The 18,135-nt window shown below is 36.9% G+C and carries 12 protein-coding genes and 1 tRNA gene; 5 read left to right on the plus strand and 8 right to left on the minus strand.

Annotated elements, in window-relative coordinates:
* Positions 1-16 precede the first annotated feature (16 nt).
* On the minus strand, positions 17-3,088 hold the full coding sequence (locus BST92_RS04400; protein WP_105070354.1) for a TAT-variant-translocated molybdopterin oxidoreductase: 3,072 nt from the start codon (positions 3,086-3,088) through the stop codon (positions 17-19).
* A gap of 21 nt (positions 3,089-3,109) precedes the next feature.
* Positions 3,110-4,453, minus strand: coding sequence for a c-type cytochrome (locus BST92_RS04405; RefSeq protein ID WP_105070355.1), 1,344 nt, complete (start codon positions 4,451-4,453; stop codon positions 3,110-3,112).
* Between the two features lie 184 nt (positions 4,454-4,637).
* On the opposite strand from BST92_RS04405, the gene BST92_RS04410 reads away from it, so the two are divergent.
* Positions 4,638-5,012, plus strand: a complete 375-nt coding sequence (locus tag BST92_RS04410) for an SPOR domain-containing protein (protein ID WP_105070356.1) — start codon at positions 4,638-4,640, stop codon at positions 5,010-5,012.
* A 73-nt stretch (positions 5,013-5,085) separates the two neighbouring features.
* On the opposite strand, the gene infB is transcribed toward BST92_RS04410, so the two are convergent.
* From infB to rimP, 3 genes are read right to left on the minus strand one after another with little or no spacing between them, the layout of a single operon-like run.
* A complete protein-coding gene (infB, locus tag BST92_RS04415; RefSeq protein WP_105070357.1) occupies positions 5,086-7,932 on the minus strand; it encodes a translation initiation factor IF-2 in 2,847 nt (948 codons plus the stop codon).
* Positions 7,933-7,961: 29 nt separating this feature from the next.
* The gene (gene nusA, locus BST92_RS04420) at positions 7,962-9,194 is read right to left on the minus strand and encodes a transcription termination factor NusA (protein WP_105070358.1); all 1,233 of its coding nucleotides are present in this window, start codon (positions 9,192-9,194) and stop codon (positions 7,962-7,964) included.
* A gap of 9 nt (positions 9,195-9,203) precedes the next feature.
* Positions 9,204-9,671: a ribosome assembly cofactor RimP gene (gene rimP / locus BST92_RS04425; RefSeq protein WP_105070359.1), complete on the minus strand. Its 468-nt coding sequence runs from the start codon at positions 9,669-9,671 to the stop codon at positions 9,204-9,206.
* Positions 9,672-9,816: 145 nt separating this feature from the next.
* Here rimP and BST92_RS04430 point away from each other — a divergent pair, with 145 nt between their 5' ends.
* Complete coding sequence (locus BST92_RS04430) at positions 9,817-10,638, plus strand: universal stress protein (protein ID WP_105070360.1); 822 nt, start codon at positions 9,817-9,819, stop codon at positions 10,636-10,638.
* A gap of 133 nt (positions 10,639-10,771) precedes the next feature.
* Here the strand turns inward: BST92_RS04430 and BST92_RS04435 are convergent.
* Positions 10,772-10,842, minus strand: a tRNA-Gln gene (locus BST92_RS04435).
* 199 nt (positions 10,843-11,041) lie between these two features.
* On the opposite strand from BST92_RS04435, the gene BST92_RS04440 reads away from it, so the two are divergent.
* Complete coding sequence (locus tag BST92_RS04440) at positions 11,042-14,386, plus strand: DUF2723 domain-containing protein (RefSeq protein ID WP_105070361.1); 3,345 nt, start codon at positions 11,042-11,044, stop codon at positions 14,384-14,386.
* Positions 14,387-15,022 (plus strand): polysaccharide deacetylase family protein, encoded by a 636-nt coding sequence (locus tag BST92_RS04445; RefSeq protein WP_105070362.1) that lies wholly within the window; start codon positions 14,387-14,389, stop codon positions 15,020-15,022.
* Here BST92_RS04445 and BST92_RS04450 read toward each other — a convergent pair.
* Positions 15,000-15,296, minus strand: a complete 297-nt coding sequence (locus tag BST92_RS04450) for a thioredoxin family protein (protein WP_105070363.1) — start codon at positions 15,294-15,296, stop codon at positions 15,000-15,002. The two genes, BST92_RS04445 and BST92_RS04450, sit on opposite strands and share 23 nt — an antisense overlap.
* 81 nt (positions 15,297-15,377) lie before the next feature.
* Entirely contained in the window at positions 15,378-16,625 is a 1,248-nt protein-coding gene (locus BST92_RS04455; RefSeq protein ID WP_105070364.1) for a metallophosphoesterase, read from the minus strand.
* 132 nt (positions 16,626-16,757) lie between these two features.
* Here BST92_RS04455 and BST92_RS04460 point away from each other — a divergent pair, with 132 nt between their 5' ends.
* Positions 16,758-18,023, plus strand: coding sequence for an MFS transporter (locus BST92_RS04460; RefSeq protein WP_105070365.1), 1,266 nt, complete (start codon positions 16,758-16,760; stop codon positions 18,021-18,023).
* The last annotated feature ends 112 nt before the right edge of the window (positions 18,024-18,135 follow it).

An 18,135-nucleotide genomic window follows, 5' to 3' on the forward strand; every position in this document is an offset into this window, starting at 1 on the left:
TAGTTTTCTTTAATTATTATGCGTTTCTAACTTTAACCTGATATATCACATTAGGCTCAGTTCCTACTTCCTCTAATAAGTGATACATACGATCGCTATTCTTAAGTTTAGTGATTTCAGATTCTTTATCGTTAATATCACCAAATTTGATAGCACCTTCAGAACAGGCATTTGAACATGCAGTTGCAAACTCGCCATCCTTAATCATACGACCATCTTTCTTAGCTTCAAGAATTGTCATTTGTGTCATTTGCATACACATAGAACATTTTTCCATTACACCACGAGATCTTACGGTAACGTCTGGATTGATTACCATACGTCCTAAGTCGTTGTTCATGTGGTAGTCAAACTCATCATTTCCGTTATACAAGAACCAGTTAAAACGACGTACTTTATATGGACAGTTGTTTGCACAGTAACGGGTACCAACACAACGGTTATAAGCCATATGGTTTTGACCTTGACGACCGTGTGAAGATGCAGCTACCGGACAAACCGTTTCACATGGAGCATGATTACAGTGTTGACACATTACTGGTTGGAAAGCTACTTGAGGATTGTCTGCTGGATTTTCTAATTCACCAAAACCACCTAAAGAACCATTATCACCGAATAAACCTTCAAAACCATCCTTCTTCTCTTCATCAGCCTCAAAACTATCTGTAGAAGAATAGTATCTATCAATACGCAACCAGTGCATATCACGTGACTTTCTAACCTCTTGCTTACCAACAACCGGCACATTATTCTCTGCATGACAAGCGATAACACAAGCCGCACAACCAGTACAAGCATTAAGATCAATAGACATGTTAAAATGATGACCGGTTGAACGATCAAAACTAGTCCATAAATCCACATCAGGAGATGTAACAGGAGTCTCTATATGATTAAGAGAAACTTCCGGCATAGGATTAAAGTCGTCTTTATTTCCTTTAATATAAGTAGCTAAATCGGTCTCGCGTATAATATCGCGACCCATCATAGTGTTTTGTAATTGAGTACAAGCAAACTCATGTTCTCCACCAGCGTTCTCCACAGTAACAGCCTGTATTAAAGAACCACCTTTAAAAAATGGATAAGCATTAACACCTGTTTGCATTTCTGCTTGTATCGAAGCAGTTTTACCATACCCTAATGCTATACCAATAGTTCCTTGAGCCTGACCTGGCTGAATAAGAGCTGGCAATTTGCGCTCAACACCGTTCATTTTAACTATTACATAGCTACCATTAAGACCACCATTTGCCACATTTTCATTTTCAACACCTAACTTTTCAGCATCTTTTTGAGAGAAAGTAACATAATTATCCCATGTAGTACGAGTAATAGGATCTGGAAGCTCTTGTAACCATGGGTTATTAGCTTGAGAACCATCACCTAAACCAGTTTTAGTATATAAAGTTAACTCAAAACCTGAAGGCTTTTTAGAACTCGCTAATTGACTAAGGGCACTATTATCAGATACAGAAGCTACAAATTCTGATGCATTTGCATCTGCTTGTAGATTTGCATTAGATGTAAAGAAACCATCTTGTAAGGCTTGAGACCAGCTCGCGCCATTACTAGTTGACGTTTCTTTTAAAAAGTCTTTATAAGATTGATCACTACCAGCCCACAAGAGTAGTGTATCCTGTAATTGACGTGTATCAAATATTGGACGGATTGTAGGTTGAGCTAAAGAAACAATTCCTTTTTTTATTTCAGCATCTCCCCAAGACTCTAGGTAATGAGGCGTAGTAGCTACATAATCACATTTCTGTGCTGTAGCATCTTCACGAGAAGCAAACGAAACCTTCAGCGCCACTTTTTCCATAGCTTTCGCGAAAGCGTCACTATCATCATAACTGTATATAGGATCTACACCAGCTATAAATAAAGCACCTACTAAACCTGATTGCATCTCTTTAACTAATTGATCCACTGCTAAACGATTCCCTTGACGAGTCATTATAGGTGCAGATGTATCTACTATAGTGCTATTTAATCTTTCATTAATAGCAAGAACTAATTGCTGTGCCGCTTGATCTGGAAGACCACATAAGACAACCGCCTTACTACCAGCTTTAGAAAGCTTTTGAGCAGTTTGCTCAACTACTTTAGCAACTCTATCACTTAACGATACGTTAGCTGCGCCACCTACTAATTTACTATATAAAGCGGCAAGTATATGCTTTTGCTCTGTAGGCGTAACTGGGTAACGTAAATCTGCATTTGCACCAGAAAGAGTCATATTAGACTCAAACTGTATGTGATGAGACATACTTTTATTAGAAGGAACTCTTGACGCAGAATAACCTTTATCAAAACCACCACCTTGCCAGTTACCGACAAAGTCAGCTCCTATAGAAACTATCGTTTCTGCATCTGTAAAATCATAATCTGCGAGACCACGAACTCCGTACTTAGCCTCAAAAGCATTTAACGCTCCGTCCTCACCTACAGTATCGTAAGTAACGTGACGCACGTTAGAATACTTAGACTTAAGCATGTCTATGATAGCCATTGTCGACGGACTAGCAAAAGTTTGAGTCAAAATAGCAAGAGTCTTACCATTTAACTCATTAAGCTTTTGAGAGACTTCTTTATCCAATGTTTCCCAAGTAGACTCAGCACCATTAACAAGAGGCGTCTTTAATCGATTGTTATCATATAAAGATAAAACAGATGCATGAACACGCGCATTTGCATGACCACGATATTTTGCATCTTTATTACTTTCGATCTTGATAGGACGACCTTCACGTGTTTTAACTAAAATACTTGCAAAATCATAACCATCAGCGATAGTTGTTGCATAGTAATTAGCCATCCCAGGAATAATTTGTTCTGGTTGATTTACGTAAGGTACAGAATAGATTACTGGTCCTTCACATGCAGCTAATGAAGCTGCCGCGGTACTAAACCCAACATACTTTAAGAAATCACGACGTGTAGTTGAAGACTCCTCCATTACCTCGTTATTCCCTAAAAATTCTTCAGTAGGAATAGGTGCAGCAAATTCGTTTTGCTCAAGATTTTTTACAATCTCATTGCTTTCATCGAGTTGCGCTGTACTTTTCCAATATTTCTTAGTAGTAGCCATATATCTCTCTAAAACTATTAATTAATAGTGGCATTTACCACATTCAAGACCACCTAAATCTGCAATAGTAAGCTGTTTACCACCACGTTGCTTAGATAATTCTTCATGAATTTTTTCATAGTACCCATTGTTTGCTAGGTCTACGTTAGTTTCTCTGTGACAGTTAATACACCATCCCATAGTTAATGGTGAGTATTGATACATAACCTCCATCTCCTCTACAGGACCATGACATTGTTGACACGCGATATTACCCGCTGTAACGTGTTGCGCATGGTTAAAATAAGCAAGATCTGGTAAATTATGAATACGCACCCATCTTACTGGTTGTGTCTCGCCGGTAAAGGCTTGCTCATCTGAATCCCATCCAGTTGCTGCATATAGTTTTTGAATCTCTTTATTGTAGTCAATACCATACTCATTAATACCTTCTTGATATGTTGCATCTGCCACCTCACCGATAGACTTGTGACAATTCATACATACATTTAAAGATGGTATTCCAGAGTGTTTAGACTCACGAGCACTAGAGTGACAATACTTACACTCAATCTGACTAGTACCTGCATGTATTCTATGAGAATAATGGATAGGCTGCACAGGCGCGTATCCTTGATCAACACCTACTGACATTAAAGCACCGTAAGCAAAATAAGCACTAGCCAACAACAAGAAGACCGCACTCACTAGAACTAAAAATTGATTCTCAGCAAATGCTTTCCATATAGGACGACGAACCTCTTTTTCTTCTTCAAAATCAGTTTGGATACCGTTAGCATCTGCAAATCGCTTTAACGTACTATTTACTACAAATAGCAAGGCAACTAAAAGCACTAATATTAAAGCTAGTGCTGCAAGCACTATGCTGTTTAATGAATTATCTGCGGTACCGGTCGATTGCTCAGCTCCAGTGGCTCCAGCAACAGCTGCTGTTGGAGCAGGCTTAGGAGTATCTGTATAAGCTAAAATATTATCAATATCTGTATTTGACAATTGCGGGAACGCATTCATCGCAGTTTGATTATACTCATTGTAAATAGCTAATGCTTGTGCATCACCACTAGCAATTAACGCCGCTGAGTTTTTAATCCAACTATACAACCACTCACGGTCATATTTTTGAGATACTTCATGTAACGCTGGCCCAACCGCTTTTTTGTAAAGTTTGTGACAAGACGCACAGTTTGCTTTAAACAAAGCCTCTCCTGCCGCTGCATTTCCAGAACCGGCTGCTTCAACAGGTGCCGCTGGCTCGCCATCATTCGTGGCTGCATCCTGACCGTAAACGCTTAATGTAGAAAACGTTACAAAAACAGATGCAAGTATAAATTGCCAAGCGGAAAAATGTAATTTCCTTTTTATCATGTCTTTTACTGAATATTGCAATAAATTTGGCACAATAATTACGGTATTTTACCGTATCGTAAATGCTGCCGCAAAAATAAGGTATAAAGTCTATAATTTTGCAGCAGTTATTTTGAACAAAATAATTTATATCAATTCTAAATAAACACGCTTTCGCGAAAGCGAAATAACAAAAACCACAGATATGCCTAAGCTCCTGAATTCAAGAATAGTAGTAACCATTGCTTTAATGTTAATAAGCTCTTTGGGTATCGCTCAACAATCTAATCAAGTTGAAGAAACCAAAATAGAAAGTCTTATTTCAAAGAAAATCGTGATGGACAAGGAAGGAAAATTTAAGGATAGATACACGATTCAGTTATTCTATGGAGAAATAGAGGGCGCTAGAAAAGTAGAAGCGCAATATAAAGCTAGCGCTATGAACTGGGAATCTAGTCTTGAGTATGAAGCACCTAATTTTAAATTATGGGTAGGTAGCTACCGAAATAAACTGGACGCTGAAAGAGCGTTAATAGAAATTAAAAAAGACTTTCCCAATGCATTTATACTAAAACCTTAAATTTGAAACTTTATAATTAAAAAAGGCGATTTCTTAAGAAATCGCCTTTTTTTTTATGGATGTTATTGAAATTTTATTTCAATTTTTTCTTCACCTCTACTTCACGGAAACATTCTATAATATCTCCTTCTTGAAGATCATTATAATTTTTGATTTGCATACCGCATTCATATCCTTTTGCCACCTCTTTAACATCGTCTTTAAACCTCTTTAAAGCAGAAAGTTCACCTGTATAAACTACAACACTATCGCGTATCAGTCTCACTCCACTATTGCGATATATCTTACCATCAGTAACCATACAACCAGCGATAGTTCCAACTTTAGATATTTTAAATGTCGCTCTAATTTCTGCATTACCCGTGATCTCTTCTTTAAGTTCTGGAGAAAGCATTCCTTCCATCGCGTCTTTAAGATCATTAATAGCATCATATATGATTGAATACATACGGATATCCACCTCTTCCTGTTCTGCAACAGATCTTGCATTACCTTGAGGACGTACATTAAACCCTATAATAATGGCATCAGAAGCAGAAGCTAGAAGCACATCGCTCTCTGTAATTGCCCCAACCGCTTTATGGATAATATTAACTTGTATTTCTTCAGTAGACAACTTCTGGAAAGAATCTGTTAACGCCTCAACAGAACCATCAACGTCACCTTTAAGGATTAAGTTTAATTCTTTAAAGTCTCCTAATGCGATACGACGTCCTATCTCATCAAGAGAAAGTGTCTTCTGTGTTCTAACAGACTGTTCACGTTGTAATTGAGTACGTTTTGAAGCAATATCTTTTGCTTCTTTCTCATCTTCAAAAACATGGAACTTATCACCTGCTGTAGGCGCACCATCTAAACCTAAAATAGAAACTGGTGTAGATGGACCTGCTACATCAACGTTTTTACCACGTTCATCTTGCATAGCCTTAACCTTACCATGATTACGACCTGCAAGTACATAATCACCTATTCTCAATGTTCCGGCCTGTACTAGTACAGTAGAAACATAACCACGACCTTTATCTAAGAATGCTTCTACAACAGTTCCGACCGCTGGTTTATCTGGATTAGCTTTAAGATCTAGCAATTCTGCTTCTAGCAATACTTTTTCAAGTAATTCTTCCACACCTTGACCTGTTTTAGCTGAGATATCATGAGATTGGATTTTTCCACCCCAATCTTCTACTAAAAGATTCATTTGAGCAAGTGCCTCCTTGATTCGTTCAGGATTAGCTGCTTCTCGATCTACTTTATTTATCGCAAATATAATAGGCACTCCTGCCGCCTGTGCATGACTTATAGCTTCTTTAGTTTGGGGCATCACGTCATCATCTGCTGCGATTACGATAATAGCAAGGTCAGTCACTTGTGCACCACGAGCTCTCATCGCTGTAAAAGCCTCGTGACCTGGTGTATCTAAGAATGCAATCTTCTGACCATTCTTTAACTGTACACCATAAGCTCCAATATGCTGGGTAATTCCACCGCTCTCACCAGCGATAACGTTTTCTTCTCGAATATAATCCAATAAAGATGTTTTACCGTGATCTACGTGACCCATTACTGTAACAATAGGTGCACGAGTAGTTAAATCCTCCTCATTATCTTCAATTTCAGTAATACTTTCTTCAATATCTGCGTTAACAAACTCTACATCATACCCAAACTCTTCTGCTACGATTGAAATCGTTTCTGCATCTAGTCTCTGGTTCATAGTAACCATCATACCTAATGACATACAGGCTCCAATTACTTGGTTTACCGCAACATCCATCATGGTAGATATATCACTAACCGTTACAAACTCAGTAACTTGTAAGATCTTCTCTTCTGAATCAGCTTGCTCTTGAGCTTCAACTTTTTCTCGGTGAGAATCTCTCTTATCACGACGATATCTTGCCGCTTTTGATTTAGAAGATTTCCCTTGAAGCTTTTCAAGAGTTTCCCTTACTTGCTTTTGAATTTCTTCTTCTGTAGGCTCAGCCTTTACTATAGGAGTACGTTTTTGAGCAGGACCGCGTCTGTTTCCACCAGAACGATTACCACCAGGACCAGATGCACCTGGCGACTTGGTAATCCTCTTACGTTTACGCTTATTAGGATCTTCCTTTTTCTTAGGTTTTTTAAACTGCGATAAATCAATCGTTTTTCCTGTAACTTTAAGACCACCTAGTTTTTGATACTCGGTTTTGATTTTTTCAGGCTCTTGATTAACTTCTGGAGCTTTAGCTTCAGCTGGCTTCTTTTCAACAGGTTTAGTCGCTGGAGCTTTTTCAGAAAAGTCCTTCTTTACTTCAGGCTTCTTATCTACTTTGGGCTTATCTAATTTAGACTCAACCTTAGGAGACTTATCGACTTTAGATTTTTGAGAGACATTGTCTTTCTTTTTGAAAGCTGGCTTCTTCTTAGGCTCGAGATCTATCTTACCCTTCACCTTAGTTTCTTGCACCTTAGGTCGGTTAGAAATCACTTTAGGGGAAGAATCCTCATTTTTTTCAGCTGGAGTAGACTCAACTTTCTTCTCGACTGGTTTTTGAGGCTCGGCTTTCTTCTCATCTGGTTTTGCATTTGCACCACCAGATAAGTCAACCTTACCTACCTGTTTAGGACCGTCAAGAGTAGCTTTGGCCTTAATTACTTCTTGCCTTTTTTGCTTCTCTTCCTGCTCTTTCTCACGTTGCTCACGCAACTCTTCCTGCTCTTTGCGACGCTCTTTACCAACTTCCTTAGAAGCTACTTTTTTACTCTTGTCAGTTTGAAACTCATCTGCAAGGGCTTTGTATACATCTGCATCGATTTTTGTAGTAGGTCTAGCTTCTATCTCAATTCCTTGAGCAGCTAGATGTTCTACAGCACGATCCAGAGATATATTAAATTCTCTAAGCACCTTATTGAGTCTCATGTTCTTTACTTCGGCCATAAATGGTTATGGGTTGACTTTTATTTTATCTAATCTTCAAATTCTGATTTAAGGATATTCACAACCGCAATGACTGTTTCTTCCTCTAAATCGGTACGCTTTACTAAATCAGCTACATCCTGTTCTAAAATACTTTTTGCTGTATCTAGCCCAATTTTACTGAATTCTTGAATGATCCAAGGTTCGATTTCGTCGCTAAACTCTGCTAGCTCAACATCTTCCTCAGCACCATCTCTAATGACATCTATTTCATAGCCAGTTAACTTACCAGCTAATCTTATGTTATGACCTCTTCTACCAATCGCTTTTGAAACCTCTTCAGGATTCAATCTTACTTCGGCCTTCTTAGTCTCTTCATTAATTTCCATAGAAATAATTTTAGCAGGACTTAAAGCTCTAGCAATATACAACTGAGTATTTGAAGTATAATTGATTACATCAATATTTTCATTTCCTAATTCTCTGACAATACCGTGTATACGCGACCCTTTAACACCTACACAGGCCCCAACAGGATCAATACGGTCGTCATAACTATCTACAGCAACCTTAGCCTTTTCACCTGGCTCACGAACAACCGCTTTAACAGTAATTAAGCCATCAAAAACCTCTGGGATTTCTTGTTCAAAAAGCTTTTCTAAGAACTTAGGAGAAGTACGAGAAAGTATAATATTAGGCTTATTACCTCTTAATTCCACACTTTCAATTATACCTCTTACATTCTCACCTTTTCTAAAGAAATCAGATCCAATCTGACGATCTTTAGGCATGATAATTTCATTTCCTTCATCATCTAGCAATATAATCGCTCTATGACGTATGTGATGAACTTCTGCACTATACAACTCTCCTTCAAGCTCTTTAAATTGCTTGTAGATATTTGTATTGTCATGCTCATGAATCTTAGCAATAAGATTTTGTCTTAACGCTAGAATTGCCCTTCTACCTAGCTGGATCAACTTCACCTCTTCAGCTACATCTTCACCAACTTCATAATCTGGCTCTATTTTGCGGGCAGCCGTTAATTCGATTTCTGAATTATCGTCTTCTACTTCACCATCAGCGACCACAACACGGTTACGCCAGATCTCTAAATCTCCTTTATCTGGATTAATAATAATATCAAAGTTATCATCATCGCCGTACTTTCTTTTGAGAGCACTTCTAAAAACATCTTCTAAGATCGCCATCAACGTGACGCGATCTATCATTTTATCATCTTTAAACTCAGAAAAAGACTCGATCAATGCGAGATTTTCCATATTCACTTATTAATTAAATGTTATAACCACTTTAGCTTGTTTAATGTCGTCATACTTGATCGACCACTCTTTTTCAACAGTAACCTTTCCTTTACCTACAGGCTTAGGTTCTCTTGCTTTCCATTGAATCACCACACCTTCATCATCTGCAGATACTAGCTCACCAATCTCTTTTCTCTTTTCTCTATCGATTACTTCTAGCTGCCTTCCCACATTCCTTTTAAATTGCCTAGGAAACGTAAGCGGTGCACTAGCACCAGCGCTAGCAACTTCTAGAGAAAAATCTATTTCATCTCTATCTAAATTATGCTCAACAGCACGAGATATAAAAATACAATCAGCAACTGTTACTCCTTCATCCCCATCAATAATAACTTTTATATCATTATCTCCGTCAATTGTCATCTCCATTAGGAACAAATCTGGTCGCTCCTCAAAGGCATCATCTAGTAAATCTTGTACAGTGTCTTTCAGCATATTTTATAAAAAGAGGGGACATCTGTCCCCTCATATTGTTTAAATACTTTGCAAATATACGACTTTTTTAGGCTTTTGCAAGCGATATTTAACACTGTCAGCTTGAAACAGAATTACTTATCTTTATACTTCTAAATCCAACTCTATGAAAAAAATAATCGTACCTACTGATTTTTCAGAACAAGCAGACAATGCATTGCGTGTTGCGGCAGACATAGCTCGTGAAAACAATGGTGAAATCTTCTTGTTACATCAACTCGATCTACCACTGCATCTAGCAAATAATGCCAGCTCAAATTTACCAGAAGCCGTTTTTTTCATGAAGCTAGCTAAGGAAAAATTTGACAATTTATTAAAAGCAGATTATTTAGAAGGCGTCACTATTCATGGAGATGTAGAAACAGGAGCAGCTTTTAGCGGGATTATGGACACCGTAAAACGACATAATGCAGACTTAATAGTCATGGGAAGTCACGGCGCAAGCGGCATGAAAAATATTTTCATAGGATCAAATGCAGAAAAAGTGGTGCGCAACTCAGAAATTCCTGTACTCGTCATTAAGGACCGCAAAAAAAGATTAGATGTCAATGAATTTGTTTTTGCCACAGATTTAGATCCAGAATCAAGCAATGCCCTTAAGGAGGCTGCATCGTTTGCAAAAGGCACTGGATGTAAGCTACACTTACTCTACGTAAACACTCCTTCTAACTTTTTAAATACTCAAAAAGCAGAACAGAAAGTGAAGGAGTACTTAAAAGATATCAATGTAGAACCTGCAGATTATACAATTTATAATGACTTTTCAATAGAAGAAGGTGTTTTTAACTTCACAAAAGACATTAAAGGAGACTTAATAGGAATGGCTACACATGGACGACGTGGAATATCTCATTTCTTTAACGGTAGTGTGAGTGAAGACATTGTCAACCACTCTTCCCTACCTGTTGTGACCTTCAGGATCAAATAATTATTGATTGTATCGCTTTCGCGAAAGCCAAATACAAAAAAGCACCTCAAAATATCGAGGTGCTTTTTCATATCTACAGGTTGTTTGTAAAACAAAAAAAATCCTGACTCAATTAAGAATCAGGATTTACGAGTTGTCCCACAAGGACTCGAACCTTGAATGACGGTACCAAAAACCGGAGTGTTACCATTACACCATGGGACAAATTCGGATGCAAATTTAAAACAAATTAGTTTTTGAGCAAACAGAAATCGATTTTTTTCTCAATTAATATCATTTTTTTCAAATTGAGGCGTTGAATGATTATTTCACATCTGTCTAACTTAATTAAAACTGAGTAAGTTGAGTTACATCATGCAGTTTAGATATATTAATATTATTTTCGCCATAGCTAAAAAACACTATGAAATTGAACTATAATCAACTTAATAAGATAGCAGGCTGGGTCGTGTTTGCGATAGCCTTAATCACCTACTGGCTCACCGTTGAACCTACAGTAAGTTTCTGGGATGCAGGTGAGTATATAGCCACATCATCTGGACTACAAGTAGGACATCCACCAGGAGCACCTCTTTATCAAATGCTAGGTGCGTTTTTCTCTATGTTTGCTTTAGACAAAAGCCAGATTGCTTATATGGTGAATATGATGTCTGTTTTCTCTAGTGCGTTCACAATTTTATTTATGTTTTGGTCCTTAACACTGCTGTTAAAAAGACATATTATAAAAGAGACGAGTAATGATGTAATGATTCTAGGGGCAGCCGCTATAGGTAGTCTTGCTTACACTTTTTCTGACAGCTTCTGGTTTAACGCAGTTGAAGCAGAGGTTTATGCTCCTGCAGCATTATTGATGAGCGCCCTATTTTACATGGGGTTACTATGGGAACGTGATATGTTTTTACCTCGAGGAAACAAATGGCTCGTACTTATATCATTTACTGTAGGCTTATCTTTTGGGGTTCACTTTATGGGAATACTGACTATACCTGCAATTGGTATGTTATGGTATTTTAAGCACTACAAAAAGATAACTCCGTTAAATTTCATTATTGCAAACATCTCTGTGGTGGCTGTACTCTTATTTGTATTTAAATTATTACTACCATATACTTTGTCCATTTTTGGATATATGGAAGTGTTTTTTGTTAATGACATAGGATTACCTTTCAATTCTGGATCTATTATTATGCTAATCTTAGTGATAGCAATGTTTGTTTTCTTGATTCGCTTTTCGCGTAAGCGTAATAAACCATTATTAAATACCATTACACTATGTGTCATGTTTGTACTAATAGGGTTTTCTTCATGGACTATGTTACCTATAAGGGCTAATGCCGGCACTCCTATTAATGAAAACAATCCTAACGATGCTCGTGCGTTACTTGCGTATTATAATCGCGAACAATATCCTGCACCAGCTTTATTTTATGGAGAATCGTTTACTGACATCTATGCTGGATTAGATCCAGAGACACCATATTTAGATGAAAAACCGAAGTACGAAAAAGATTATAAATTAGGGAAATATGTGATTGTAAATAATTATAAAAATTCTTTACAAAACACCCATGATGATCACAAGGGCTTATTCCCTAGAATGACTGATCCATCTAGAGCTACTAATTATATAGATTTTATGGGTGGCCTAAATTATTATGTTAAGCCAGAGTATGCGTCTAGCATGGAGCTGCAAACTGTCCTTGCAGATTATAAGCGTAATTATGAAAATGGTCGTATAGGCGCGCAAGAATATGTTGACTTTCTAGTGGAGTTAAGAGAGGCTGTGGTTATAGAAAAACCAGATGGACTAGATAACGCATCTTACTTTTTAAATTACCAGGTACAGTACATGTATATGAGATATTTTATGTGGAATTTTACTGGGCGACAAAACGATATTCAAGGAGAAGGTGACCCTTTTAATGGTAACTGGATCAGCGGTATTCCTTTTATTGATGAATGGCACCTAGGAACTCAAGATAATCTATCTGATGACATGCTTAATAATAAGGGACGCAATACTTACTTCTTTTTACCGCTTATATTAGGGCTTATAGGTATGATTTTTCATGCTAAAAAAGATTTGAAATCGTTTTATGTGACTCTTGTCCTTTTCTTATTCACAGGACTAGCAATAATCGTATACCTTAATCAAAGTATGTATCAGGTTCGTGAACGTGATTATGCTTATGTGGGCTCATTCTTAGTATTTGCTATGTGGATAGGCATGGGAGTTTATGCGATCTATGAAGGTATTAAAAATACTATAACGGCAAAAACAGCCAAAATTCTTTCTCTATCTATTTGTTTTATAGCAGTACCGCTTCTAATGGCTTTTCAAAACTGGGATGATCATGATCGATCTGGAAAATACTCAGCTTTAACTAGTGCTAAAAAATATCTCGACAGCTGCTTACCTAACGCACTTATTTTTACCATAGGTGATAACGACACTTTCCCTTTATGGTACTTACAAGAAGTAGAAGGTTATCGTACAGATGTACGAGTGGTTTGTACTTCATTGCTTGCTACAGACTGGTATATGGATGACATGAAGAAGAAAGCCTGGGATAGTGATCCAGTGCCTTCAACACTAACACATGATAAATATACTTATGGAACTAGAGATGCTCTATGGTTTGCTGACAAAGAACGTGTATTACAACGTACAGGTGGTAAAAGCTCTTTACCGGACACTCTAGATCTTAAGGACTGGATGGAATGGGTAGCTAGTGATAAAAAAATTACTCAAGAACAAATGCGCAACGATCACTGGGAACATACTTTCCCTACAAAGTTTATACGTATACCAGTGAATAAAGAAGCGGTCCTTAAAAATGGGGTTGTACCTCAACGTGATGCTGATCAAATAGTTGATGAAATCGTAATCGAGATTAACAGTAGTCTGGTATATAAAAACCGAATGTTTATGCTAGATATTATCAATGCAAATAACTGGGAACGCCCTATTTATTTTTCTGGAGGTGCTTTTGGTGATGATGATTATATTTGGATGAAAGACTATCTGCAGCTAGACGGTTGTGCTTTTAGGTTACTACCTATAAAGACAGAACCTGAAAATAGACGTGACCCATTTGACATGGGACGTGTAGATCCTGATCATGGTTATGAAATTCTTAAAAAATGGGACTGGGGAAATAGTGGTGATCCAGATATGTATTATGATGTAGAAACTAGACGTAATAGTGTAGGATATCGTAGTAATGTAACTAGAGTAGCAGAAGCTCTTACCAAAGCTGGCGATTTCAAAAGAGCTGAGGAAATTTTAGATTTAGGAATGGAAAAAATGCCATTAGATTTGTATGGGCATTACTCCATGATTGAGCCCTTTGTTAATGGCTACTATGAGGTAGGAAAAGTAGATAAAGCAAGAGATCTTTTGGACCGAGTAATTTTAAAATATCAAGATGAGATTGATTTCTATAAGGCGCTCAATATTAATGAACGTAGAGCAAACTACTCTGACATCATAGCAGCTGTTGAACGTTATAGAAGTCTTGTAGAGTCTGCCATCTTTTATGAAGATGATTTGATGGTTCAAAAACACAAAGATGTCTTTAACCAATATGTATTAGAATTTACGCAATTCTACAGTCCAGAAGAAACCATAGGAGGTAACAGTAGAGAAGAAATACCTATGGGCGAATTAGATAATATCTTTCAAGAAGCAACTGATAATACGGTTACTGAAGACATTATAGAATCTAACCCACAAGACACACCATAAATGCATTGGTATCCTGATCGAATAAGTGACTGGTTTTCTGGTCTGTTTTCAGGATACCTCTGGCATGGTTCTCGTAATCATAAAGTGGTTTATATCACTTTTGATGATGGACCACACCCTATAGTAACTCCTTTTGTTTTAAAGGAACTAGACCAGTATAACTTTAAGGCAACTTTCTTTTGTATAGGTGATTGTGTGAAACGGCACAATGATATTTTTGATCTTTTATCATTAAAAGGTCATTCAGTAGGCAATCATACCTTTCATCATCTAAATAGCTGGAAGCACCCAACTAATTCTTATCTGGATGATATTGATCTAGCAAGCTCTCTTATTGACTCTAGATTGTTCCGTCCACCATATGGTAGAATCACCTCTACAGTTTCAAAAAACTTGAGAAAGAAAGGATACAAAATAGTATTATGGGATGTGTTATCGGGTGATTTTGACTCTAGGCGCACAGCAGTATCATGTTTAAACAACCTTAAAAGAAACACGAGAAATGGAAGCATTATTGTATTTCACGATAGTGAAAAAGCTTTTGAAAAATTAAAAATAATATTACCGGCCTATTTTGAGTTTTTACATACTCAAGGTTACAAAACCTCTGTGATTACACATACTGCTTCAATATAGTAATTAAAGAATTAGGGTCTAGCACACCACTTTGCCTCCATTTCATTTCGCCATTTCTATAAATTATAAGTGTAGGCAATCCTTTAATACGCAAGGCCTCGCTTAATTCTTGATTCTTATCTACATTTATTTTAATAACCTTTGCGTTATCACCCAATGCGGCCGCAACATCTCTTAAAATTTCATGCATGCCCACAGAATCCTCATTCCATTCTGTAAAGAAGTTGAGTAAAACTGGCACATCGGCACTTATAAGTTCCCCAAATTTTGACATAATCAACTAATTAGCTTATCAAATGTACGTAAAAAGCATTATAGAATCGCTAATGTATTCTTAACAAGCACTCAACGAGTATTAGTTTATCCTATTCTTGGCCTTTTTTAAAGTAATTACTGTAATCTCTGGCCATATTCCAGCTCTTCCAGAATACCCTAAAAAGCCAAAACCACGATTAACATTTATAAAACGACCGAATTCTTTATAAATACCTGCCCATTTTTTATAAACAAACCATGCCGGACTTAATTTTATAAAACCTGGAATCTCTATACCGAACTGCATCCCATGAGTATGTCCACTTAAAGTTAAGTGATAGTTCAAGTCATTATGTTTTACATCATCTTCCCAGTGTGATGGATCATGACTTAAAAGGATTTTAAAATCACTTTTTCTCAAACCTACTGAAGCCTTTTTTAAATCACCATATTTAGGAAAACGCCCATTCCCAATATTTTCAACACCGACGACATTCAGTAAATCATTACCTCGCTTTATTGCAATATTTTCATCTCGCAATAATCGCCAGCCCATCTGCTTTTGTATACTATATAACTTTTCCATGTTTGCTTTCTTTAAAGCAATCACCTCTTCTCTAGTTCCTTCCCAACCATAATAATCACCATAGTCATGATTACCTAATACAGAATATACTCCATCCTTAGCACTCAATTTACCGAAGATACTTTCCCATCCATGCATCTCTGTACTAATATTATTAACTAAGTCACCTGTAAAAAATATAGCATCACTACCTTGCTTATTTACTAGATCGATAGCATACTTAACCTCTTCTTTATCATCAAAACTACCTACATGTATATCACTAATTTGTGTCACCTTATAACCATCAAAGGCGTCTGGTAAATCATCAAAACTTAATTCATACTCTCGCACTTGATAATTATATTTCCCTTTCCACGCCCCATAAAGAATGGCGCCAAATGGTAGTGCCGCAAGACCCAATCCTACCTTTGAGATAAAAGCTCTTCTACTGGGTAAAAAACTTGTATTATCTTGCTTTTGTGTAAGCGCATTATAACCACCTTTAATAACCCTATAAATATCCTCACCCAGCATCACTATCATCATTACAAATTGTGCTGCTAACAAACCTAGAAATATTGTAACTGCAATATCTCTTGCAGTACTTACCTGACCTCGATCTGGATGCCATACAAATTGCATGATTAGATTAATTAATATTAAGATAGTCGCAGCTAGATAAATCCATTTCCACCAGTGACCGCGAGAAAGTGTCCTTATTAACTGAAAAGAATAAACTTGAAAGACAACAAATAAAATTATGGGAATTATAAAACGCATACCGCGAATCTATACCATAATTGTAATTCAAACTGTTGGTAGATTGTTAAACTAATCTGCATATAAAGGCAAACGACTATCTTGCCAGTCACACTAATAGCTTTCTTTTAGAATCAATAACTCGAGAGTTACATGACAAAAAACGATCCCTACGCAGCCTTACGTTTTAAAGAATTTAATATCTTTTTATTAATGCGCTTTTTACTTGTATTTGGTTGGTCCATGCAGTTTATCGTTATTGAGTGGCAGGTCTATTCACTTACTAAAGACCCATGGTCACTAGCCATCATAGGATTAATGGAATTTGTACCAGCATTCTCTATGGCACTATTTGCTGGTCACATTGTAGATCAAAGAGAGAAACGCAATTTACTTGCTCTTTGTATAGGTGCCTTTTCCCTGATAAGTTTAGGGTTGTTTTTATTAACATCTCCAGGTATAGTGTCTGGCTGGTCCACTAATACCATTTTATATTGCATTTATGCATTGGTATTTTTTGGCGGTTTCTTAAGATCATTCTTTGGACCTATTTTGTTTTCACTAATTGCTTTATTAGTACCTAAAAAAGCCTATCCTAATGCTGCTACATGGAGTAGCTCTGCATGGCAAATAGCATCTGTTGTAGGTCTTGCTTTTTCAGGATTTGCGATTAGTTGGTTTAGTGTTCATTGGTCTTTGTGTATTGTATTTAGTCTTGTTTCTTTAGCATTTATAACTGTATTTTTTATTTCTAAAAAGCCTATTCTCAATTCAAAAATTAACGAACCCATTATACAAAGCCTTAAAGAAGGATTGGGATTTGTTTTTAAAACCAAAGCCATTTTAGGAGCACTGACACTAGATATGGTATCTGTACTTTTTGGCGGTGCAGTGATTTTACTACCTATTTTTGCTCAAGACATTTTGTGTGTAGGAAGTGAAGGCTTTGGTATTTTACGGGCTGCACCGTCCATAGGTGCTATACTAACCATGATAGCAACAGCATATTTACCTATAAGTAAAAATGCTGGTATGAAATTGCTCATGGCTATTTTTGGTTTTGGAGTTTGCATCATAGTATTTGGTCTATCAACTTCTTTTTGGGTCTCTGTGGTCGCTCTATTTTTTAGTGGTGTAACAGATGGCGTTTCTATGGTTATACGTCAGACTATTTTACAACTTAAAACTCCAGATCACATGCGTGGCCGTGTAGCCTCAGTAAACTCTATGTTTGTAGGGTCTTCTAATGAATTAGGCGCATTTGAGAGTGGAGTAACAGCAAAATTAATGGGAACGGTTGCCGCAGTAGTCTTTGGCGGCACGATGACTTTAATTACTGTAGTTACGACTGCTGTGGTATCTCCTACATTTAGAAAACTCGACTTAAGGCAAGATTTTGAAAGTAATAGTCAAGATTAAACACCTCTAACTTTAGTCCATTACTTATTAAATGATCTCGTAAGTTTTCTATGAGATAAGATAGTAATTAACAGCAAGAGTTCATATTAATTCCGCTTTCGCGAAAGCGGAA

It is taken from the genome of Nonlabens arenilitoris (genome assembly GCF_002954765.1).
Taxonomy (GTDB): Bacteria; Bacteroidota; Bacteroidia; order Flavobacteriales; family Flavobacteriaceae; genus Nonlabens; species Nonlabens arenilitoris.

Bases quoted from the DNA above. Each gene is read 5' to 3' on its own strand.
- BST92_RS04410 (WP_105070356.1), top strand. From the start codon at position 4,638: ATGCCTAAGCTCCTGAATTCAAGAATAGTAGTAACCATTGCTTTAATG.
- BST92_RS04455 (WP_105070364.1), bottom strand. From the start codon at position 16,625: ATGCGTTTTATAATTCCCATAATTTTATTTGTTGTCTTTCAAGTTTAT.
- nusA (WP_105070358.1), bottom strand. From the start codon at position 9,194: ATGGAAAATCTCGCATTGATCGAGTCTTTTTCTGAGTTTAAAGATGAT.
- infB (WP_105070357.1), bottom strand. From the start codon at position 7,932: ATGGCCGAAGTAAAGAACATGAGACTCAATAAGGTGCTTAGAGAATTT.
- BST92_RS04400 (WP_105070354.1), bottom strand. From the start codon at position 3,088: ATGGCTACTACTAAGAAATATTGGAAAAGTACAGCGCAACTCGATGAA.
- rimP (WP_105070359.1), bottom strand. From the start codon at position 9,671: ATGCTGAAAGACACTGTACAAGATTTACTAGATGATGCCTTTGAGGAG.
- BST92_RS04405 (WP_105070355.1), bottom strand. From the start codon at position 4,453: ATGATAAAAAGGAAATTACATTTTTCCGCTTGGCAATTTATACTTGCA.
- BST92_RS04450 (WP_105070363.1), bottom strand. From the start codon at position 15,296: ATGTCAAAATTTGGGGAACTTATAAGTGCCGATGTGCCAGTTTTACTC.
- BST92_RS04440 (WP_105070361.1), top strand. From the start codon at position 11,042: ATGAAATTGAACTATAATCAACTTAATAAGATAGCAGGCTGGGTCGTG.
- BST92_RS04430 (WP_105070360.1), top strand. From the start codon at position 9,817: ATGAAAAAAATAATCGTACCTACTGATTTTTCAGAACAAGCAGACAAT.
- BST92_RS04460 (WP_105070365.1), top strand. From the start codon at position 16,758: ATGACAAAAAACGATCCCTACGCAGCCTTACGTTTTAAAGAATTTAAT.
- BST92_RS04445 (WP_105070362.1), top strand. From the start codon at position 14,387: ATGCATTGGTATCCTGATCGAATAAGTGACTGGTTTTCTGGTCTGTTT.